A 23,508-nucleotide genomic window follows, 5' to 3' on the forward strand; every position below is an offset into this window, starting at 1 on the left:
CACCATGGAAGGGTATCACACCTTATTTGTATGAATTCAATTAGAGAGGAAAAGAATCAATGGTAGACATGTATAGGAATCCATTCCGAAAAAGTAAAATTCATTTCGGTGATTATATCATGCCGATCATTCTTTTTTTGTGCGCCTTCGTATCCGTTCTGACGACGATCGGAATCGTATACACCTTATTTTCAGAGTCCATCACTTTCTTCAAACAAGTACCCATTAATGACTTTATTACTGGAATGAAATGGGCTCCCTTAATCGAGCCGATAAGCTTTGGCGTTATACCGCTATTACTGGGTACTTTTCTGGTGACTATGATTGCTTCAGTAATTGCGATCCCTATTGGTTTGGCCTCAGCTATTTATTTAAGTGAGTATGCTTCGGAGCGAGTTCGAAACCTGATCAAGCCTATATTAGAGGTGTTGGCAGGAGTACCCACCATTGTTTATGGATATTTTGCCTTAAGTTTTATTACACCTATTCTGCAGTTCATTATGCCAAACACAGCGCTTTTTAAACGTAAAATTACAGCTGCTACAGGGGAGGAAATCAATAAAGAGTCTGTTTTTGTAATAAGACCATACGAAAAAGAATTCAAAACTAACCGTGTCTCAAATCTACTGGTGAATCAAGATCTAAAAACGAAATATGTGGACCTTCACGAAAAGATTAACGACGCAAAAGCATCACTCATGAAAGAGTTGAAGAAAGTAACAAAAATAAACAAAGTAGAAGAAGAAATTCTCAGTGTTTTTGCAACACAAAATTCAAATATAATCGAGATCATCCATAATCTTGAAAATCTTGTTTTGGGTGAAAATTTAGTTGAAAAGTTTTCGAATGTATCCTATAAAATTGTATTCGACCAAAAAGTTATCCAGTTTCTTGCCACTGGAGATTTTAAGTACCAAATAAGGAAATACATAGAAAAATATAATGACTTAATAAAAAACTCAATGTTCTTGCGTAAAGAATTTAATCACTATCATGCAGACACTGTTCAACAAAATTTAGCGAATAATGGATTTTTCAAAGCAGAGCATACGATAAATATAAACATGAATGGGTCCAAACAAGAAATAGGCTCACCGGCTGAGCTGGAAAAGTTGATTAATGAAGAAAAATTAAAAATATTATCCGATACTGAACTCCAAAAAATATTTGAAGACATTGATAAAAAAATATCAAACGCTCAATTGAGGGAGTTTAGAGATTACTTATTTGAAAATCAAGAGTTGTTAGTTGAATTGGAGAACATTCATAATTTGAAAAGATCTGTTTGGATATCCTATTTCCAAAAATGTTCTGTATTATTTCTGAATCTAACTAAAGAATACAAAGAGTCGCAAGATGAGTTGAAAAGAATTATCGAGCAAGCGAATAGAGAAAAAACAGAATGGGAAAACGTAATTGATATTTTTAATAGAAGATTTCATGTACCATACACTCTTAAAATGAGTAATAAAGCTGACAGTATCTTAAAAGATGAAGCACCAAGCATTGAATATATATTTAATGATCGAACCGGACTTTCCGAAAGCATTAGTGAAGACTTACTACTATCAGTGTTAAGTCAAGGTGAGACAAGAGCATTGTACTTATTAAACATTATATTTGAATTAGAATGTCGGAGAATACAGAATTTAAAAACATTACTCGTAGTTGACGATATCGCAGATTCTTTTGATTATAAGAACAAATATGCAATTATAGAATATCTGAAAGAATTATCTGATTCTGATAATTTCAATATCATTATATTAACTCATAACTTTGATTTTTACAGAACAGTACAGGATAGAATAAACACTAATAAGTTTACTCACTCTTGTATGGCTGTCAAAAAGGTTGATTCAATTGATCTAATAAATCCAGGATATAAATATATTAGCAATCCATTTGCTGACTGGAAGAGGTATTTAAATACCAACAAAGCTAAGTTAATAGCGTCGATCTCTTTCGCAAGAAACATAGCAGAACATATAGGAGATGACAATAATTTCAATGTTCTAACCTCAATGTTGCATTGGAAAAATAATTCTCTACAGCTTCGATTAAGAGATATCGAAAATTCTTATAAAGAAATTTTTAAAGATATGAGCGCATTAGAAATAGATGATTCTGATAAACTTGTCTTTGATTTAATTTTTGAGGTTGCTGAGGAGATCTATGCTGAACAAGGTGAGGTAGGTTTAAATCTGGAGAATAAAGTGGTTTTATCCATTGCAACAAGAATTAATGCAGAACGCTACATGATTCAAAGAATCAGTAATCCTACCTTTGTTTCAGAAATTAGAAGTAACCAGACAGGTAAATTGTTTGGAAAATTTAAAACTGATTTTCCAAGTGAGATAGAGCAAATAAAAATACTAGAAAAGGTAAACTTAATGACTCCTGAGAATATACACTTAAACTCATTTATGTTTGAACCAATACTTGACTTAACTGAACACCACCTGAAAGATCTTTATGCAAGTGTGAATGCTTTAATATATACAGAGGAACTAGGATCACAGTATGTTGCAGCATCAGGAGAAGAAAAACCTGCTTAAAGTTAATACTAAATTATTGTATTTAGAATTTCTACATGTCGCTTTAATCAAAAGAATGGAGGAGCCACAGCTCAAAAAACAGATAAATATTTAAGAGATAATAGGTATACGGGCACCGCACACAGGTGGTAATGGCAGTTTCCAGATAGACACCTAACACAAGCAATTGTGTATGTTTGTCGAGGGACAAGAACATATTCCTATTGAAGTCGCTATTTTGAAGTGACCCCCAAAATTTAGATACAGTTATTCATTAGGCAGCATTCTCAGAATGAGTTCGGTACTGTACCTGACTCATTTTATTTTTGCCTTCAACCGTTTGGTAACTATCCGCTTTAATAACAGAATTTCAACTATCCGCCTTGTTTACCGAATGACGGCGATCCTCTTGTGCAATATGAGTATAGATCATAGTCGTGTTCATATCGGAATGGCCGAGTTGCTCCTTTAACATGGCAAGATCATTATTCTCCTGATGAAATTTCGTCGCAAAGGTATGTCGCAGTTTATGGATCGTCAAAGCCGGTCGGCCGAACGAATCAACGTATCGCTCAAGCATTTTCTGCGCGGCACGCACGGACAGGCGGCTAACCGTTCCACTCGGTCCAGTGGGGAGGGAAAGGAACACGGCAGCCTGATTGTCGCCGACACGGTAACGGCTTTTTCGTATCGCCACATACGATTGTAGATCCTGAAGCGCAATATCGCTAATCGTTACGCTGTCCTTTTTATTACCTTTTCGAGTGACAGAGACTTTTGCTTTCAACCAGTCTATATCGTCAAGATCGAGCGAGAGGGCTTCTGATATCCGGAGTCCGGATCCAAGAATAAGGCTGACTAAAGCCAAATCCCGCTCCTTGTTTTTTAAATGAGAGTTAAGGATACGCTTATTGGGCCCGCATATGCCCTGGAAGCCTTCTGCTACAAACAGTCGAAAATCAAAAATTTCATCATCTCGCAGGATTTTTTCCTCGATACGTGCCGCTTTTTTCTCCACTGTGAGTTTTTCTTTGTCAGCTTCAACCTTAATCATGACATTCCGCTTTAGGTAAGGAAATCCTTGATCATCCTCCGAAATCTGTGATAGGAAATGGAATAAAGATTTGAGAGAAGCGAATTTACGAGCAATAGTATCCTTTGAATTACCCTGATCAATCGCAAGGAAATCAGCGTATCTCTCGACGTCTGATGCTCTAAGGTTCTCTAAAACATCAAGTGGTAGATCACTGCGCTCGCCCCGGTAGAAGCCTTCTGAGATAAGCCAATTGAAGAATGAGATATAATCTAGGATGTAATTCAGAAGCGTATTTGGCGACTTCTTGCGCTTGCTGCGCTCTATGTATTCCTGAGCGTACCACGGCAGCTCGTTCATTTTGCTGTCGGCTTTCTTGAATAAGCGTTTACGTTCGTCGATGTGCATAGTGACCTCCACAAGTTCTAAGTTATGAACGCATACATAAGTAAATCTCAGATTCCGTTAGGGAATGGTCTTCTAAAGCTGAAGGGAATTTTATGATGAAATTGTTGCCGCGTTTTACAGCAAAGAAGATTCTCTCAGTTCGAATGAAGTCATCCACATAGCACTCACTTGCATCAATTAGATTCAGGAAGGAAAGTAGACTTTCTAGTAGACCTTTAACAGTAAAAAGCACTGTTTCCCATTCGTCATTACCGTTTTTAAAAGTTACATGATAGCGATGCTTAGGCTCAAATAACATATAACCTCCAAATTGAGTGTTATAAATATGGAAAATTGCGTATAAACCGATGACTATGTAATCATTAATGGCATTAATTAGTGTTTAGCTGTCCATATATTATAGCAAACATAAGTTCCTTTTACTATGATTTCGTCTAACTGTAGTTATGCGTAATTAAGATTGATTCTTTCATGTGTAGAAGGTTATCTGCAATCTTATTGTTGGATGACAAGAACTTGATAACATTTCCACGATCCCATACTCAGCCGGTTATATTAATAAAAACAGCAGCTGATCTAAACCGATCGCTGCTGTTTTTATTAAGCTATCGTTTCCCGTTAGTTCAACCACCATGACTTATCAAGAGTTATTATTCAATACTCTGAAACCATTCAGGATGTTCATCTCTAGTTATAACCATCCATAGGGAATTGTGGAAAACAGGAGTATGTTCTGTTCTTCCGTTCATTTAATTTTAGTCTTACTCACCTACCATACCGTCACCATCACGATCATCCATGTATTTGTATAACCAATGATCACTCGTTATTGGCAGACTATAACCGGCTGCTTTCGCTTCTTTTATCGTTATCTTCCCGTTACCATTGGTATCAACACTAGAAAGATCATCTTTTGTATTTGGATTAGTCGCTTTTGTGTTAGAACTTTTTGAATCAGAAGGCTTACTGTCTGTTAAACCAAGGGTTTTGTTTACTTCGTCAGGATTCACATTATCAAATTTATCGACAATCACGTTACCCTTTAACGTATAGGTGTATTGATAACTGGAGGGAATCTGCGTTTTCGTGTTCGGGTAGGTGATAATTGCTTCAAAATTAGTAGCTCCACCTGCTTTGCGTATAGCGTCTTCCATATATGCTTGATCACCATGTCGGTTGAGCGTACTATCTTGTGGGGTGATATTATAAGCATTGGATACACCGCCAAGAGAATCAGCTATGGCATGTCCTTCGTCTAAAACAGCACTCTCAACCCCAGGGACCTTTGCTTCATCAGCACAATACCTACCAGACGATGACACAGGCTCTTTATTGTCATCTTGTAGAATGATTTTATCAGCAATGACACGCACTAGTTGCCCGTGTTCGTTTGTAAATGCCCAGTATTCACGCTTCCCGTAACCAACATCCACAACGACGTTAGGTTCACGATGGCCAGACAAATCACAAGCATCCACTTCAATACGTTCGTATCCTGAGAATAGATCGTTATTTGGTTGGGTTGGTGTTTCCTCGACTGCCGGTTCATCAACAACCTTTTCTTCTCCTTTTGGTTCCTTAATGGCCTCGGTAATAGCTCCCTCTGCTTCTTTATCAACTTTGGTTACTTCTTGTATGGCGTTTTCTCCATTTGTAATAGGCGGATCTTCTACATTGGTACAACCAACCATAAAGATGATCGTTAAAATTAAGATTAAATAGTTCATTTTCTTTTTCAATTTAGGACTCCCCTATAATTTCATACTGTTCATTCTAAAAACGACGACTATAACTTATCTTGTTCTATAATCTTACCATAAAAGACTAATATCCTATTGAATTATCCTGCCAATTACAATAGAACAGGGAGCAGCGTCGCGGCGTTCTGCTCCCTGTATTGGTTCAACTATCGTATCCCGTTAGCGTAGTGGCTTGGTAAGGAAAGTTTTTGTTTTGTCTTTGTCGTTTGTTTATTTCAATCTCAAATCCGTTCATTATGAATATTATATAATGACAAGAACTTGATAACATTGTTTTTGTCACGCGACAATGGTTGTACTTCTCGGAGTCTTTGACGCGGCCACTCGTAGGGAAGATGATGATTTATATCGCTCTTTCTTTTAAAGTCTCACACGGCCACTCTTGTTATTGCCAGGCTCCATGATACAGCGGACTAAAGGATACTTTTTACGTTTCCATGCCTCTAGCTTGTAGAAAGTAACCGCAATACTTGTATATTTATAAGCCAACCATTGCAACGGATTTGCCCGTCGAATCTCTATTGAAATATTCATATTTTTTGCCAGTTCATGAAGGCGTTCTTCCTTGTAATGATCGGTATAAAATAATACACTACCCCCCTTTTTCAAAGCTAGTCGTCGAATTCTTGCCGCTCTTTTGGCAATCATACTCCAATCCGTGAGGGATCCAATATGAAATTCAAACGTATTAAACAACCGATTGTACCATATACCTTGTCCGTATTTTTTGTTGGAAATGGTTACTTCGACAATAGCATAAATAATAGCAGCTATTATTAAAATAAGAGAAATTGATGTACCGAGAATATTAGCTCGAAAAGCAAAAAAACTCCCGATAATAGTCATAGTGAATGATAATGAAAATACAAACTCGGTTATCTGCAATCTTATTTTCAATTGAGTTCTTCTCCCTCGGTGATTTGCTTAGTGTTTTAATTCCTTCAACAAGCACACAGGTCGCGGCTGACAGCTGGCCAAAATAAGCCTTCATCTCATATTACTTATTCACTTTTCTTTTCACCTCATACAACTCTCCAGACAAATAGGCTATTAACCCTGCTGATAGTACAAGGCAATCCAATCGCCGTCTGCCCCAATAATTTTACCTTTAGGAGATTGAGTTAACCTCGAGAAATGTGGTAATATGATCCGTCTTCATTGAATCTATAGCCCTGGGACTCTAAGTAACCGCGCACTTTTTTGTACAGTGTTTTTCCTATGCTAATGTACTGACCGGACTCTCTTTGTGCGATGTTCAATGCATCTTCTATTAGAAGTAACTCCGCATTACTGAACTGTAGCACTTCCTCTTTATTAGCTTCTTGGCTAACATCTGAAACGTTGTCATATCGTTTTGCAATCCATCCCAAGTTTACGCAGTCCCTTCCTTCAATTTGTGCTTGTATCTGATTTCTTCTAGCGTTTCATCCAGTCATTCATGATTTTTCAGAAAGAAGAACAGTGGAATTCTCAGCCGATGATTTCGGCTCGCTTCTTCCATTATATCTCATCTTATCATCTCCTACATAGAAGACGAAGAATGACGAAACTGATTCCCCCCTATAATAATATAATAACATCCAGTACCGCATAGCTAATTATCTGAATTAAACGAATAGCAAAACCATCGGTCACGTACTGAAAAAAAAAGACCTACTCCCACGTGGTCAAGACCCCATTTTGTGGACATTGGAAAAACACCTAAGCTGCAAACTGGCGTCGGTACTCTACCGGCGTCAGTTTGTTTAATTTCCGCTGCGGTCGTCTCTGGTTGTAAAATCGTATGTATTTTTCAATTCGGTTTTGTGCCTCTGCCAGATTTCGGATATTATAAGGGTAGAGCCCTTCCGTTTTGAGATGCGAGAAGAAGCTCTCCATGGAGGCATTGTCTAGGCAATTGCCCCGACGAGACATGCTGATTTGGGCGCTAACCTTTGGCAGCATGTCATGGTAAGCATGAGACGTGTACTGGAACCCTTGGTCGCTGTGAACGACCAATCCGGTCACGTCTTTTTGCTTGGCAAACGCTTTGGCGAACGTCTTTAGTACCAGTTCGTTGTCGTTGCGTTCGCTAAGCTGGTAGGCCACAATCTCGTTGTTGAATAAATCTTTGACTGCCGAAAGATACAGCCAGCGCTCACCTACCCGGTATTGCGTCACATCTGTTACCCATTTCTGGTTCGGTTTTTCTGCTGTGAAATTTCGCTTCAACAGATTCTCCGCCACGCGTTCCCCCGCATGGTACGCCGTGTTAAAACGGCGTTTGCGGCGAATGTTGGATTGAAGTCCGAGCTTTTGCATCAGACGCAATACTTTCTTGTGGTTCATCCATATGCCCTCATCCTGCCACAAGAACAACTGGATTTGGCGGTAGCCGTATTTCCCTTCGTAGCGCGCATACACCCGACGAATGAGCAATGCAGCTTCCTTGTCCCGGTCCATATGTTTGCGCTTCAGATAGGCGTAGTAGCCGCTACGAGAGACCTTGAAGAGTTTGCAAAGGCTGCTGACGGGGTAGCTAGAGGCAGCTATCTCAATGACTTTATATTTCTGTTTTTCACCTCCTGCATCCAGATTTCCAAGCACTTTTTTAGCATTTCGTTTTCCCGCTTGAGCTTTTGAACATACCGATCTTGGTCGATGTATGCTTCCCGTCGACCTCGCTGATCCACCAGTCCAAACTCGCCCTGTTCCCGAAACTTCCGCATCCATTTCTTCATCCGCTGAGGATCATTAATCCCCAAGTGTTCATTAATCTTTCGGTAAGTCCATCCCTCGATAACATGCAGACGAACCGCCTCTTTCTTGATCTCTTCCGAATACGTTTTATACTTTTGTCCCTTAATTGCCATACAAAAATGCACCCCCTAGAATTTCATCGGATAAACCAGGGGTTTATTCCAATGTCCATTCTAAGGGGTGCACTTCAACGCCTTAGCGTGAAATTGGGTCTTATTTTGAGTTTAACGGAATCTCATCTATTAATTCGGAACCCGTATTCTTAACGTTCCCTACTGCAGCAGAAACTGGATAGGACAGCATGTTGGCTGTAGGGAAAGGACATAATAATTCCTGAAGCTTTTCTTTATCTTGTACATCCGGATCCAGCCAGATGTCGGCTTCTTTATCATCCAAAATAACCGGCATTCTATCATGAACATTTGCCACCAAGTCATTTGGTTTCGTAGTAATTATGGTACAGCTGCGCAGTGTCTCTCCGTCCGGATCCTTCCATTCGTCGTACAAACCGGCAAAGCCATACACGCCCTTTGATTTGATCTGGAATCGATAAGGCTGCTTTTTGTCCTTCCCTTCTCTTTTCCATTCATAAAACCCGTCACTCGGGATAATAATACGTTTCGTGGTAATAAGATGTCGAAAGGCCGGCTTAGATTGTATCGTTTCAGCCCTGGCATTAATCATCTTATAACCAATTTTAATATCTTTGGCCCAAAATGGAACAAGCCCCCATCTATATCCTTCCAATACCCTTCTTCCGCTGCTTCCATTTATGACAGCGATTGTTTGAGAAGGCGCTATGTTGTAACGCGGTTTTAATTCATACTCGACCCTGCTCACTTTAAAATGATCAACGATTTCATTTTCGTTACTAGTTAGGGTAAATCTTCCGCACATCTGATATCCCCCCATTCTTATTAATATATTATCCAATATCACCGATAATTAACTTCCACAAAACAACAGGATTGTTTACGTTGAGTCATCGCTCACAACCTGGAGCGTCACGCCGGGATCTGCGACGATCGAACGGGTACCGTCAGACTCTCCAGAGGTAGAAATGCATAATTACAGCTCTTTTTGGATTATAAAAATTGAATATCAACAAGCCATTTACGTATTTGAGGGGCTTGAATCCTGCCCAAAGCAAACTGAATCATTTTATCGAGATCTTTTAAGGTTAGTCCATAGTCAGCTAAATCACTTCGGTTGAAACGAACATAATAATAAAGTTGCTTCGCTTCTGCTTCCGAAATTGAGCAGTTTTTTAGCATTAGAATGCTTCCTGTCAGGTCAAAGTCTGGATCCGCGTTTGCAGAATCAGTTGTTGGAGAGGTGAACCTCGATCGTTCCGTTGTGGGTTGCCGAACCTCAGCTATTGGATTCGGCTGTTCCATATAGCCTTCATTAAAAGATGTTAAACGCTGCCGGCGTTCTTCAACTTTAAGGATCAGATCGGTAGCGAATTTTGTTCGTTCCTTATCCTCTTGTTCCACATCGCTAAGGAGTATTTCATCTCGGACGATGAGGGCATGTGAAATACTGAGCTGATACCCTCTGGTCAAAGAAAAGGCACGATATGGCGTTTTCTTCTGATCCAAAATTAAACGATGCACTGAAATCGTAATGCTGTCTTCCTTGGAGTGAACATAATATAAGCTACGAACATCAAAGTTCAAAGGCGCATGCGCTTGATAGCCAAACAGTGCGGGGATATTCACGTCAGGGAACTCCTCAGATAAATCTTCAAGCAGCTGGTCCCATTTGCTATCCTCTGCCGTTTTCATCGTTAGTCCATACTCAGCTTCCCATAGATGGAGCATATTATGATCACTATCCTCAGCCAACTCCCGGTCTTCTACGAACCAGATTGTCTGGAGTCCTCGATCTCTAAAATACTTCGTCCGCCTATTGATAAGCTGAACAACTTTATCGTCACCAATTTCGTGCACATTGGTAATAATTGAAACTGCGAACTCCCTGCCGTTGTTGTTGATATAAATGTCCGGATAATACCTCCATGACTCCGGCCCCTTCTCTTTGTACCCATACTCAACTTTTAAATCAGATTTGATTCGCTCTTGCCCTTTTAGATCCGTGTAGATGATCTCTTTAATAACTGAGTGCTTCGTATTCTCCCTGCTTACTTGAGCCTGGTAAGAATCATAAGCTCGAGCTAGTTGACAGGTTTTTCCTCGGGTATGAGCAAAATGAATATCCCGGATATCGCCAGCTCGTAACAGCAGGTTTGCCATACAGAACGGACAGGTTATGGTTTCCTTCTCCGCATATTTTCGATATTTCTCAATTTCGGAATCCCGCTCCGCTGCACTGTTTATTATTGTCTTGATATTGATAAGTTTCCCCAAATATAACCCTATGTCCATACTGAGCCACCCTTGTAGAATTATCAAATTTCGTATTTTGATCAGCATCCACTGAAGAAAGACGACTATTTCAGTTCAGAAAAAAATCACTCTAGTTATTGCCTATTATAACTCGCCGATTCGTGTAGATCACTATAAAGCAAAAAAGCCGCAATAAGCGGCTTTAGCTTTTATAGAATAATCCCAGTTAAAATGTATAAGTTTCTTTGGCTCCTGCAGGAAATACACCTCTAGCTGCTTCACGAACATCTACCACATCTCCTGGCTGAAATTTAACCTGTTGATCAAATGGAAGCGGGATCCAGCTTCCACCATTTAGTGAATACTCTGCTACACTACTTGTGGTCCAAAGATAATCGCTGCCTGGAAATTGCATGTGTACCTTTGAAGTGAATAAGAAGCTTTTGGCTGGGCCCGGAGGCAAATATTGCCCTCCTCTTTCACGTAGAAGAACGTTCATATCCCCTGGAAATTCCGGTGGATTTTGTTCATCGAAAGTGGTCCAAGTGGCACCATTATCAACTGAATACTCCAATGCAGAAGTGGCATAAATCGATTCAAAGGTATTCCTAACATCGTTGTGTGCGATATACAAATTGACAACATCTACAAAAGAAACGGTCGTAATGAATCCAGCAGGCACCTGGTTTACTGGATCTGCTTTTACCCGAATACTGACAGATACATCACCTGGGAAGGTAGGTGGATTTCGTTCATCATAAGGGGACCAAGTATTTCCCCCATCGACAGAGAACTCCATACTATCATCGGCGCCGATAAGGAGATTCCTTATTTCGTCTTTACGAACATTAGGGCTAGAAGGTGTTGGAGGTAAAGTATCCTCCAACGCCATAGAGATTGCTAATGTACTTGTTCCATTCTTCAAAATCGCTCGTACAAATAATTGATTTGCTCCTGCAGGGATCATTGTTCCATGCTGCAAAATATACACGTTCCCTGCTTGTTTATCAATATTAGCAATGGTTGAGGTTGGCTGGCCATCAGTTCCCCAAAGAATTTCGTAATGATCTACGACATCGTCCACTTTACCTGGCGTCCAGATAATTTCACCACCGATAATGCCGGCTTGATTATCAGAATCAACAAAGCGAATGCTGGTTGGAACCATAGAAACGGTTTGGTACGCCTTCTCATATGCAATGTTAATTTCTTCAATGCTTGAATACTTCTTGAATGGATCAAGAGCACGTTGATTAATCATAGATTGGGCAATTTCTATACGAATAAGTTCATGAAGTTCTTCGTATTCCGCTTTATCTATCGTTAAGACAGATGCGTAAGACCTTAGTAATCCTTGCATAATAAGAGCATCATTTGTATGGTTCATCGACCTGATGGCATCGGCCTCATAAGTAGATGGAGCTGGATATTTTTCATTCACTGCAGCAATGATTTTTTGGACATCAGCATAGGTCAAGTAGTTATCTGATTCCGATAGCGCTTTTTGATATGCCTTTGCATTGAAATCAATCACTCCTAACTCAATCTCGAGTGGATGCGGATAAGCTTTCAGAACATGCAGCACGTCATCTGCTTTCGTAGGATCTTCTATATTGCCCGCTTCGATGGAAAGTTGTTTAGTAATAAGTGCGACAACATCCTCTCCACCATATGAACCATTTCCACCAAATGTCTTCTGATAAATCGTACCATCGGGATGTGTATCCATGATGTATAAACCATTCTCTGTATAAGACCAATCGATATAGGATGACTTACCATCGCCAAGTGTTACGGTATCAAAATTTAGATTTAAGATAGGCATATCAGGAATCGATAAGTCCCAATTGATAGATGTTATAGGAATGTGTCCAAATCCATAATTTCGTAACCGGCCACTTTTAATAATTGCAGCGGGATCCAGTGTGTTGGTGATTTGTGATTCTAACTTTCCAGTGAACTGAATACGGATTTGAGATAAATTAGCTTTTGGATAGGGTAAGACGTAAATTGAGTTGGGATGATAATTCAAGATGTAAGTGAGATGCACTACATTTGACTCGACACCTGTACCAGACTCTTTGAAGAACCCCCATATTCTGTAGCGTTTGTCTTCCTGCATTCCATCGAGCTTATATACAGTTTTCTGGTTAGCACTCACGGTGAATTCCCCGCTAAGTACCGAATCGTAGCCGGGCAAGCTACCGCTTTTAATTTGGTCTTTGTTTGGTAACAGGAAATCGATGTCTGACGGGATCGCCAAGTAATAAAAAGTTCCCGTTTTCTCGCTTGTTACAAGTACGTCAGCAGATGAAGCATTTCGGTTTTGATAACTGTAGTAAAGTAGCGGGTTACGGTTTGTTGGGTTAGTTGTAGGTGGTGGAGACTCAGGGTTAGATGGACTACCTCCTCCATTCGAAGACCCTGAACCATTTCCGCCTCCAGTAGAAGGGCTCTCCTTCTGACCGGCATTGGTATTGTAGTCTGGATTGTCAAGGTCGTTAATTTTCGCTATTTGGGATTTAACAGTATCATAGTTTTTAATTACTTGTTCTGGAGAGACTCCAGGGGGTAAAACGATGCTCTGAATGGGCACATTGGATGGTAATGTGATTTTTGATTCTATGTCTGTAATGGTTAACTTTCCGATGGCACCCTTGTTAAGTATCGAAATCTCACCAGATCCCTTTACTGTGACGTTATCAAGAACACCATTACCTGATACAATGGTTTCGCCTGACCCCGCGTTTAGTTCTAAGTTATTGATATGTGCTGCTAAATAAACATAGAAAGCACTTTCTTCAACTTTCACTGTTTGATACGTAATTGATTCGTCACCCCAAAGCCCTGATTCCCTGGAGTTAATGTTTACCTCTTGAACAACTGTCTTGTTAGTTGCTTCTACCCGTACACCGTCCTTGCTAACCTCCATGCCCTTTAATGAAGATTGGTCAAATACGACGGTGTTTTCATCGCCTCCTCTTACAAAGGTGCTTCCTTTCACAGTAACTTGTTGTGCATAAAAGTCATGTTCGAGTTCTTCACCAATTTCCAAATTACCATTGATGTTCAAATTTTTAATGGTTATAAAATCTGCCGCAATCTTGAGATTGCCATCAATACTGGCCTTGCCGCCATCGAATATCAGATTCTTTGAGAATTCAGCTTGGCCTTCTCCTGCAGCGCTGCCTGAGGTGACGATATCTAGTGACAGTATTTGTGTTATTTGTCCGTTATCCGCAACAAAACGAACCCCCGCGTTTGTTAAAACCGGAATGTTGGAATCTTTAAACAAGGGCTTCAAAGAGTCCGCAATGGTGTATGAAGCTTCTCCGATCGTTACGATACCATTCTCTATTCGTTGAATGTTTTGAAGATCACCATTGTCTGAATTGATTCTAACCAGAATAGTAGCAAGTTCCTGGCGGAGAATAGTCTTCTGGGGTGAAAACCTCTCATTACTCCCAATCATTAATCCGGAGGAGACAACGGTTGCTACAGATTCCTTTGCCCAGGAAGATATATTGCCGGAATCCTTAAAAGAAGAGATTACTGTTTCTATTTCATTCGACTTATCTAAACCCGCTGCTCTGGCCAAGATGGCTGCCATCTCTTCACGAGTAATGTTGTCTTTAGGGCGAAAAGCTCCATTGCTGTCTCCCTTCATCCATCCTTCACGTTTTACTGCATTGATGACACCTGCACTCCATAAATCCTTAGAAACATCAGAAAATGAAGAACCTGAGTTAGCCTCAACAGGTAGATTGAATGCCTTTGCAAGAGCAGCAGCCACCTCCTGACGTGTCACGGTCTGAAGAGGTCTGAATAATCCTCCTGGATCTCCAGTAATCAGCTGCTTATCCTGTGCTTCTTGAATCAATGAACGTGCCCAAGGTGATGCATCACCTAAATCCTTAAATGTTGTAATGCTAAGGCTAGAAGCGGCGCCTGCATTAGAGCTCATCACCGTACTAATCGCAAGTGCGAGTGCCCCAACCCTAAATTTTTTTTGAAATGTCATGTTTAACCGAGACTCCTCCCATCAGACTATGTCGTAACTCCTAATATCCTGTAGAAATATATTCCAAAATACCTATTAATCATATTATGTATTTTTGATTGTCACAATAGATATCAAGAAGAAATACGAAAATAACTTAGTATATTCATGAAAGCTGTAATGATATGGAGTAAATATCCGCATAATGTATCAAATTCGCTAGCTTTACAAAAAAAAGCAACTGATCACATTGACCAGCTACTTTTTGCACGTTCTAACCTCTTTAAAATTCATTGTGTAAATCCCCTTAACCAACTAATGGTTCGACCAATGATAATGAAGGTTGTCGGTGAAGACGACTTTACTCTGATCTGATTATACCTTCGAAATTAGAATTACCATGGGGCCTTAAAACAAATCTATTGGATAGAGTTAGCTATTTTATCCTTATATGAATCTAAAATACTGAGCCAACGACCTCGATGAAGCAGAGCATGAGATAAATCCTCTTCACTTATACCGATTTTACGAGATATCATCCACATGCATATTACTTTCAAACTAAAATTCATAGCTAGCATTTGATAATCATTCAGAATATTATTGGGTTTTGAATGAAAATGAGTATAATAATCCCTGTTGTTTCTTACAATATCAGCATACTTAGAAGGTTTAATTCCATAAGAGACACTTTCTTTTATTTCATCGGGTAGTTCCTTAAGAACTTCCTTAATTCTTCTTTGAAACCCAAATTCATTCGCAAATTTCAGGTTATCTCTTAATTTATTCCATAAATCGGTGGGCACCTCTTCTTTGAACGAACTCATTACCTTTTCAATAATTCTTAAGTAATCGTCAGGATCAATAAATGTTGTCTTGACACCGTTATCTTGAAGACGATGTAAACTTTCTATTATCCTGGCATAACCCAAGAATTTTTCCTGAATTGTTTTTCTATCACTTGGAATATTTCCGATATAGGTATAGATAATATCTTCCTGTTCTAGTGCGTACCAATTGTTGAGTATGTCAGATATATTCTCAGACATGTTATAAATAGAAATAATAAAATCTTCCCAACGACGAATGGTTACTTCTTTATAATCTGGCGATGGAATACTGCATATTGAGATTGCACGATCCTCATTAATGCCTTCCAAAGCGAGAACATAGTTCAATGAATCGGTGTATATCGATAAAAAGTGCCTGAATTTATCAACTACATTTAAGTACCATGCTAATGGTTGTGGTTCGTCGGGTTCAAACGAAAGGTAATATGTATATCTAATTCCAACATATTCATATTGGTCACTTACATCTTGATAGAATAGTCCTGATTTTATTCTAAGGGATAATTTTTCAATTCGAACATCTAATTCTCGAATTGAGTGTTCCTCAATGGTCAGTTTTTCAAAGATATCCACAGTGACAGGAGGCTGATCCATCCAATATTTTAAATTAGAAAATTCTGCAATGAATTGCGGGAAGAAGATATCATCAACAGATTCGTAATGCTCTCCAAATATAACATTCTCGAAAACCATAGTAACTCTCATCCTAGAAGTACCCTGGTTATTGTCAACTTGCATCCCCGGCGAAGATCCCAGACAACATAATAAAGTAACAAAACCATCGTAGCAATCGCCCAAGACAATAGGAATCTCACTAGGGTGATCAGAATTCATAAGTGAGCTGTTACTAGGTAATTCCCCACTAACCTCTAGTCTAATTTGCTTTTCTATTGAACAAACTAAAACACCATGAACTTTTTTGTCCTCTTCACCAGGTAGCCACCAATTTCCCCTGTATTCTACACTATCGTAGATTTTCACTTTTTTAGCCATTTTAACACGCGCTCCTCTGCTCAACTACTAACTGTGTCTTAAATAGAAACGTAGCCAGTGTATCATAAAGATTTGTTTCCTGGTTGATAAAAGAATTATTAAATTCATTATCACTCATTATTCAAAATCGTGAAAGCATAGCATTAACATTATTTAACTCTAATCTGTTATAATTAAATTGCGTTAAATGCACGTTTAACGCAATTTCGATTTTAAACGATTGAATAGGTGTGATTTGATGAAGTATGCGGATATTCTTGAGCACTATGAACGCGAATTAAACCTTTTTTTGGTATATATGAAGGATCGAGAATATTCTTTAGATACTCAAAAAGGTTACCTCCATGATATAAAACATTTTCTCCTGAGTTTGAATTACAAAGCCATTGGTGATGTTTCGGATATTGATGTTATGTACTATCTAACCCAAGTGAGAGAGACAGGGGCAGGCGCCAGGTATCGCAATCGTTGTCAATCTGCCATTCGCTTGTTCTATAAAGTAATGATTCGTTTTAAGGTAACCGATCATAATCCGGCGATGGATATTGAAAAGGCGAAAGTCGAGAAAAAAAGACAACCAGCCTACCTTCAAAAACAATTTCTTGATGCCTCTCTGGAACTCATTCAAGGAAGATATCTAATAAGAGATGTCTCGATAGTTGCCCTAATGGCGTATGCTGGACTTCGTGTTAGTGAGATCGTCCGTTTGAATATACCTGATTACGACAGAGATAATTCAAATATAGGGGTCTTGGGTAAGGGGGGGAAGTGGAGGTATATCCCGCTGCCAGTCGAATTAAACCAACTTTTAGCAATGTATTTGTCGGAACGAATCAATCCCTGGAATAGCAAGGATCCTGCTTTTTTTGTATCACAGTTTCGGCGACGGATTAGTAAGCGAATGGTGCAAACCATCTCTGAAAAGACGCTCGATGCTCTAACCAAACAGTACCCACAAATTTCCGGATTACCCTTATCAGCGCACAAGTTCAGGCATTCATTTGCCACAGACCTATTACGTAATGGTGCTGACCTTCGAGCTGTTCAGGAGCTACTCGGACATGAGGATATCTCTACAACGCAAATTTATACTCATGTAATGGACGAAGCAAAGGAACGAGCCATGAACAAAGTGCGTCCATCCATCCCTGCATTTACGTCACGGAAGAAAAACAAAGCGAATTAATCTAAGGAAGAACTCGCCATTATACAAGCGCCTAGGTGGGATCAAACGAAACTGCATAGGTGCTCTACGCTTTGCCTCTTTAGAGGAGAACACCTTTGGAATGCCTGGCGCCTATACTCCCTACGGATCATCAAGGCGCCGACTGTTCATACTTGATTTTCATATGGTGATATCGAACCATCAACTCATCTACCTTCCTACTCTGTTCCAGCAGCATGTGGTTGCCGGATAAGGGAATGGATTGCTCTAGTGAAAGTTTTCCAAGCTCGTTTAACTTTTGCCGCTCCATCTCCAGCTCCCTTAACAATTCATTCACCCTTCGGCCCTCCAGTTCATAAATTAAGCCCATTTAAAAACCCACTCTTCACGTATGTTAAAAACTACCTTTTATAGTAAGTTTAAACCTCATTTAAGTCAACTCTGTACTTCACCATAATAGGAGCTGTAAACTCATGTTCTATGGGAAGAAGAGGTGACTATACATGATGATTGTTTACGATAAACAGAAGGTAGGACAGCGCATTCGCAAGCAGCGAAAGGCTTTGGGTATTACACGTGAACAATTGGCTGAACAGGTTGGGAGAGTACCTCGATTTTGCGCAGATATTGAACGTGGGAATGCTGGGATGTCCATTGAAACGATGTTAAGCATTTGTAACTTACTTAAGCTTTCGCCCAACGACTTGCTTTTAGATAACTTACAAGATACAACTCGTGATGAAACCGAATTAATTCTAGATGCACTCAACCATTGCACAGAGAAGCAGCGAAAGGATGCCATTGCTCTATTAAAGTTGTTTTTGACAGCGATTAAATAACCCTTTCCAGGAATGCTAGACTGAACGAAGCTCCTCCCACGCCGAATTTCAATTAACTATCCAAACCAATAGAAAAGCAGCCGATCCATTAGGACGGCTGCTCTATTACTCGTTAGGATTTTCTTGAAGTGGTGTTTTACACAGTGATTGAAACCGTGAGCGTTTCAACGATGCAGTTATCGTCTGGAATGGTCTTACCCCTCTTAAGCATTGACTCGATCTCCATCGCAATCAGATCACGCGCATTTTCGCGTACTTCTTCAATGGTGTCACCTTTTGCGCCAAGTCGAAGTGCCGGGATGTATGCTGTATAATCCTTTTCTGCTTTGTCTTGTTCAATCATAATAATAAAACCTTGGTCGTGGAACGGTTGTGCCATTTCGAAATTCTCCTTCCAGTATGGTTATGAATTTAGTAAGGTGTCACTTTGGACAACCTAATTGAAGAATGGAAGTGTTAGCTATAGGTATCAGCATAACAATTCCATGCTTCTCAAGGCTATCCAAAGTCAAATCACTGATTTCAGCTGCTCAACCAGGTTCCCTTTATAGAATCCTTTTACAATTTTAAGTTCACCTTGCGTGGTATCACAGACATACAAGCGATCTATCCAATGTTTATCGCGGAGGTTGTTCATGCTCTGGAGCCAGTCTCTTTGAAATGTGATCACCTCATCCAAATTGTTCAGCGGTATTAAATGAGTGCCACAATCGTAGACATACCAGGCAAATACTCCTCCATTGGACGACTGTATTATTTTAAGATCATGTAAATAAAAATCAGATTGGAATTTTTTATTCACGATCAAGCTTTTAACTATGGACTCCATCTGTTTTATGAGCTCTGGATTCATATTCTGTTTCGGTCTTTCTGTAAAAATAGTCCCCACTGTTTATTCCTCCTTCAAAGTAAATGATTCAAGGATTTATATAAAGTTGGCTATCGTGAGTTGGGATTCGTTCACAAACTCAGAAAGAGAGAGTGGCTTGCCCCTCTTACTCTTCATGGTGTGACCAAGATGTAATTCCATACGTTTCAGATACTCCCAATCTTCCGGATAAAGTTGAGCGACTCGCTCCATTTCCGAAGCGGTATTGAATATACAGAATCGACAGCTGCAGCGTGAAACCCATTGATAGCATGGATGGAGTTCGATATCATGGTTGGCGGCCAATTGCTTAACCTGGGATTTGAGCATATCCTTAATAGGTCTGAACCAGTGCACTTCACGTTTTTTACGAACAGTTGCATGTGCAGGATGATACTCAAAGAATGGCTCCTTGGCTCGATCGGATGATTCCTCAGAACGTTCCCCGGTAAGCATTAGTATTTTGCAGTTATCGAACTGACGTACCCATTTGGCGTAGACATCCCGTTTGGTGTAAGAGGTACAAAACCTACAACTTTTATCCGGGAACATCTTTCGGTCACGAATACGTTCTTCTAGTGATTTCTCCCCCCATATTACGACTAATGGGATTCCCAGCTTCTGACTTGCATAGCGCAAGTATTCATCCGTCTGCGGCCAATCGAAAAGCTGCTTCTTCTCTGGATCGCCGTCAACCCGCATATGGACCAGTACCATCTTTTCGGTTGGTATTTTGTATCCATATTTCATGATCAGTGCGAGTGCAAGCGAGTCTGCGCCGCCAGAAAAGTTAATGTGATAGGTGTCATACTGGTCAATGGCATACATGTCAGATGGTAGCGAGGGAAGCACGAATTCATCTGCACTCACTCTTTTCATCGAATCAGATATTTGATCGTAAATCGTCTATAACCTCCCATTAGGCAATAAAAAAAGCCATGGAAACACAAATAAGACACCAAAGGTGTCTATGTCTCCATGGCAAATAAAGCCGAAATATTTATTAACCGAAAATCGGTTGACTCTCTCTTTATCGAATCGTCAACGACAAAGAAAAATCTGAAAAACATGTAATACTATATTTATAGCAAAAAGGACAAATCTCGTCAATTATTCCTAAAATATTTTATGGATTAGCGAGGGAAGAATTTCTTCTTCCCCACTAATTTGAACTAAGAGATCTCTTGATCTTTATTGCTCAGTGATTCTAGATCTAGTACTTCATCTACAAAGATAGGACGACAACCACCAGTTCTCGCCGAAAAATTTGATACGTGAACATGAATGGTATTTGAGGCGAAGAGCTCGTTCATAACTGTTGCAATATGCATGGCAGCTTGCTCATTCGCAATCATACGTTGTGGTTGATACGGTTCAGTGCCGCAGTTGTGAGATGGAGGGATTGCGTCTTGAGCATTGATTGGGTATACCTCGTTCAGTGGAGGCAAGATCACCCTTCCCTCTTTCTTGAGCCCTACGACAATTTGACCTGAATAACCACTCTCTACATGTCTTTCAATTTCATCATTTGTCCATTGGTCTTGAGGTCGGCCATCTGCAGGAAGAAATACTCCCTCGATGCCGGCATCAATGTAGATGAGATCGTCTGTTTGATTAAAATATTCGTTCATAATATTCCTTGAATAATCGTAGGGTAAGCCCCAAGCGCCAAACATGATCTCGCATGTCGGTTTCTCAAGGCTCCCCTCAGAACCGGACTTGAAGCTTTCACCTCATCCGGCTCCCTAGATAACTAACAACCTACATATTGCCTCAGCGTACCTTTGTGCAAATCCACGTGGCAGTTCTTACATAGTGCAAGAGTTTTCCGTTGTCTAGCGATCATTACTCGTTCCCATAGCTCTTTACCCTTCAGGCCCTTGAGTTTTCGTACATGGTGCATCTCTAAATCGGCCTGGGAAGCTCCACACCATTCACAAGTGTCTGCGGCTAGTCTTGCCATAAGGCTTCCTCTTCCAGTGTAGATAAGCTTGTTAGGCACTAGATCGACGTTTACATCAACGAACGCCTTCTCGGAGCGCTTAAAAGGTCCGTTAAAGAGTTTGTTAATTACTATCTTCCCTTTGCTGTTCTTATATGTGACTGCAAGAGAGCCGTCGATCGTATACTTTCGGCGTATTTTGCTTGCCGACGTTCTGTACTTGTTGGCAAGCGTTTTCTGGAAACTTTGATGAATAATGAAGTACGGATTATGGAATGTGAAGATGTTATGTGCGAGCTGGTAATAGTTATAAAACCCTCTGATTGATGCGTTATACGATCTGATGATTTCAAGTTCATCAAGGTTAGTTAGGGGTTTGTTATGTTTGGCTTTCCAACTTCCATCTTTACCAATTAACATATATCCGTTTTTCAAGAGAAACTCTCTTACTCTTTCGTGAGGCATGCGGAGTATTACATTCCCGTTAAGTTGCTTAACTAAGCCCTTTTTTGTTGGAATACCCGCATTTGACCTTGCGATTTCAATTTCATATCCAAGAAATCTGATAGGCTTTGAATTGTGAGTGATGAAAGTTTTCTCATCGCTGAGATTTAACTTGAGCTCTTCCTTAAGAAACTGCTTGATTTTTTGTTTAATTTCTACCGCATCTTCTTTATTACCGATTACGCTGATAATGAAATCATCTGCGTACCGGAAATACTTTAGCCGACGAAACTCCGCGTCCATGTCGTCCTTACTTGACATGCTACGTTGAAACAGTTCAGCTTGTCTTATCTGTCCTAAGATCGCCTTTTTCTCCTTCAGTTCAGTACTAGCCGCATAGTGTTTGCGGAATTTCTTGACTTGGAAGTTGGCGCTAAACCAGGCATTGCTGTGTCCCCGTGCAGCTCCCTTATTGAATTCCTGAATGAGCTTTTCCATGAATCTATCCAGTTCACCTAGATAAATATTGGAGAGAATGGGGCTCAGAATGCCTCCTTGTGGAGCACCACTGAAAGTCTTATGATACATCCAGTTCTCCACATATCCTGCTTTGAGGAATTTGCGGATCAGATTTAGGAATCTTTCGTCCTTTATCTTTCTACGAAGGATGTTTATAAGAATTTCATGGTCGATATTATCAAAGAATCCTTCAATATCCCCTTCAATCCACCATTTGGTACTTTTGCATCTATCCCTAATCTTGAGGATTGCAGTATGGCAACTTCGACCAGGTCTGTATCCGAAAGATTCTTCCGAGAAGGTTGGTTCATATAGGCATTCCAAAATCACCCGGACTGCTTCTTGAACTACCTTTTCATCCATTGAGGGGATGCCGAGAGGGCGTTTCTTACCGTTCCTCTTGTTGATGTACGTTCTCCTGGCGGGAGCGGGACGATAGCTTTCGTTCCCTAGAGACTTGATAATTCTGTTGATTCTATCGAGACTAAACCCATCGATTGTTTTGCCGTCCGATCCTGGCGTCATGTTGCCTTCGTTGGATGCTTTTTTCGAGTAGGCTCTTAGGAACAGTTCGGGATTGTAAAGAATACGGTACAAATCCGTGAATTTATAATCCTCCACTTTGGTTTTTATTTGTAGGATGTCTAAAACTACATCGAGTCTTTGCATGGTATTCCACCATAACCTTTCGTATGTTTTAGATAAGCCATCCTGCTCTCCTTCGCCAGCACCTTATAGGATGGTGTCACTCATGCCTCCATGAATGTGTGGGCGTCTTTCACGCTTCCGAATTTACGGCTATCCCTGTTAATCCAGGTTCCTCGGACTACTACGAGAGCTCCGACACCATATTGGATATTCATAGACCTTTGTCTAATAGCTCTGTTAAAGCATTCCAACGTAGGTGTTCTCCGTTTAACATTAAGCTGATATATGAAACGACTTAGGCTCCCATTTCGCTCTTTTAACTTGCTTATCGCAAATGGTTGAATCTATGGTAAGCGTATGTGAGGACAACGAACCCACATAACCTAAGATTCACCTTCACTCTTTCCCACGGTT

General features: G+C 40.1%; 18 protein-coding genes. 3 read left to right on the plus strand and 15 right to left on the minus strand.

Going from position 1 to position 23,508, the window contains the following annotated elements:
- The first annotated feature begins 314 nt into the window (after window positions 1-314).
- A complete protein-coding gene (locus B9D94_RS00880) occupies window positions 315-2,558 on the plus strand; it encodes a hypothetical protein (RefSeq protein ID WP_172963874.1) in 2,244 nt (747 codons plus the stop codon).
- A 349-nt stretch (window positions 2,559-2,907) separates the two neighbouring features.
- On the opposite strand, the gene xerS is transcribed toward B9D94_RS00880, so the two are convergent.
- The 9 genes from xerS to B9D94_RS00925 form a co-directional block, all read right to left on the minus strand.
- Window positions 2,908-3,978, minus strand: coding sequence for a tyrosine recombinase XerS (gene xerS / locus B9D94_RS00885; protein ID WP_119851375.1), 1,071 nt, complete (start codon window positions 3,976-3,978; stop codon window positions 2,908-2,910).
- Between the two features lie 761 nt (window positions 3,979-4,739).
- Window positions 4,740-5,717 (minus strand): DNA/RNA non-specific endonuclease, encoded by a 978-nt coding sequence (locus B9D94_RS00890; protein ID WP_244235587.1) that lies wholly within the window; start codon window positions 5,715-5,717, stop codon window positions 4,740-4,742.
- A gap of 381 nt (window positions 5,718-6,098) precedes the next feature.
- Window positions 6,099-6,635, minus strand: coding sequence for a hypothetical protein (locus B9D94_RS00895; protein WP_119851373.1), 537 nt, complete (start codon window positions 6,633-6,635; stop codon window positions 6,099-6,101).
- Between the two features lie 804 nt (window positions 6,636-7,439).
- Window positions 7,440-8,324 (minus strand): IS3 family transposase, encoded by an 885-nt coding sequence (locus B9D94_RS00900; RefSeq protein ID WP_210190097.1) that lies wholly within the window; start codon window positions 8,322-8,324, stop codon window positions 7,440-7,442.
- A complete protein-coding gene (locus tag B9D94_RS31305) occupies window positions 8,267-8,590 on the minus strand; it encodes a helix-turn-helix domain-containing protein (RefSeq protein WP_006210604.1) in 324 nt (107 codons plus the stop codon). The genes B9D94_RS00900 and B9D94_RS31305 overlap by 58 nt, the downstream gene beginning before the upstream one ends.
- A 100-nt stretch (window positions 8,591-8,690) precedes the next feature.
- Window positions 8,691-9,374 (minus strand): SOS response-associated peptidase, encoded by a 684-nt coding sequence (locus tag B9D94_RS00910; RefSeq protein ID WP_119851371.1) that lies wholly within the window; start codon window positions 9,372-9,374, stop codon window positions 8,691-8,693.
- 188 nt (window positions 9,375-9,562) lie between these two features.
- Complete coding sequence (locus B9D94_RS00915) at window positions 9,563-10,864, minus strand: competence protein CoiA family protein (RefSeq protein WP_162939249.1); 1,302 nt, start codon at window positions 10,862-10,864, stop codon at window positions 9,563-9,565.
- Between the two features lie 187 nt (window positions 10,865-11,051).
- Window positions 11,052-14,846, minus strand: coding sequence for a DUF4073 domain-containing protein (locus B9D94_RS00920; protein ID WP_119851369.1), 3,795 nt, complete (start codon window positions 14,844-14,846; stop codon window positions 11,052-11,054).
- Window positions 14,847-15,244: 398 nt separating this feature from the next.
- Window positions 15,245-16,669, minus strand: coding sequence for an ApeA N-terminal domain 1-containing protein (locus tag B9D94_RS00925; protein WP_119851368.1), 1,425 nt, complete (start codon window positions 16,667-16,669; stop codon window positions 15,245-15,247).
- A 238-nt stretch (window positions 16,670-16,907) separates the two neighbouring features.
- Here B9D94_RS00925 and B9D94_RS00930 point away from each other — a divergent pair, with 238 nt between their 5' ends.
- A complete protein-coding gene (locus B9D94_RS00930; protein ID WP_119851367.1) occupies window positions 16,908-17,855 on the plus strand; it encodes a tyrosine-type recombinase/integrase in 948 nt (315 codons plus the stop codon).
- A 130-nt stretch (window positions 17,856-17,985) separates the two neighbouring features.
- On the opposite strand, the gene B9D94_RS00935 is transcribed toward B9D94_RS00930, so the two are convergent.
- Window positions 17,986-18,171: an aspartyl-phosphate phosphatase Spo0E family protein gene (locus B9D94_RS00935; protein WP_119851510.1), complete on the minus strand. Its 186-nt coding sequence runs from the start codon at window positions 18,169-18,171 to the stop codon at window positions 17,986-17,988.
- A 166-nt stretch (window positions 18,172-18,337) separates the two neighbouring features.
- On the opposite strand from B9D94_RS00935, the gene B9D94_RS00940 reads away from it, so the two are divergent.
- Window positions 18,338-18,673, plus strand: a complete 336-nt coding sequence (locus tag B9D94_RS00940) for a helix-turn-helix domain-containing protein (protein WP_244235586.1) — start codon at window positions 18,338-18,340, stop codon at window positions 18,671-18,673.
- 136 nt (window positions 18,674-18,809) lie between these two features.
- On the opposite strand, the gene B9D94_RS00945 is transcribed toward B9D94_RS00940, so the two are convergent.
- The 5 genes from B9D94_RS00945 to B9D94_RS00965 all read right to left on the minus strand — a co-directional run bounded on the left by B9D94_RS00945 (window position 18,810) and on the right by B9D94_RS00965 (window position 23,115).
- On the minus strand, window positions 18,810-19,052 hold the full coding sequence (locus B9D94_RS00945) for a type II toxin-antitoxin system HicB family antitoxin (RefSeq protein WP_119851366.1): 243 nt from the start codon (window positions 19,050-19,052) through the stop codon (window positions 18,810-18,812).
- 129 nt (window positions 19,053-19,181) lie between these two features.
- A complete protein-coding gene (locus tag B9D94_RS00950; RefSeq protein WP_119851365.1) occupies window positions 19,182-19,562 on the minus strand; it encodes a hypothetical protein in 381 nt (126 codons plus the stop codon).
- A gap of 36 nt (window positions 19,563-19,598) precedes the next feature.
- Window positions 19,599-20,420 (minus strand): phosphoadenosine phosphosulfate reductase domain-containing protein, encoded by an 822-nt coding sequence (locus B9D94_RS00955; RefSeq protein WP_119851364.1) that lies wholly within the window; start codon window positions 20,418-20,420, stop codon window positions 19,599-19,601.
- Window positions 20,421-20,713: 293 nt separating this feature from the next.
- Window positions 20,714-21,217 carry a hypothetical protein gene (locus B9D94_RS00960; protein WP_119851363.1) on the minus strand — a complete coding sequence of 168 codons (504 nt, stop codon included), beginning with the start codon at window positions 21,215-21,217 and terminating at the stop codon, window positions 20,714-20,716.
- 77 nt (window positions 21,218-21,294) lie between these two features.
- Window positions 21,295-23,115, minus strand: a complete 1,821-nt coding sequence (locus B9D94_RS00965; protein WP_148246186.1) for a reverse transcriptase domain-containing protein — start codon at window positions 23,113-23,115, stop codon at window positions 21,295-21,297.
- Window positions 23,116-23,508 lie beyond the last annotated feature (393 nt).

The sequence above is a fragment of the Paenibacillus sp. Cedars genome (assembly GCF_003184205.1).
GTDB classification, from domain to species: Bacteria; Bacillota; Bacilli; order Paenibacillales; family Paenibacillaceae; genus Paenibacillus_AQ; species Paenibacillus_AQ glucanolyticus.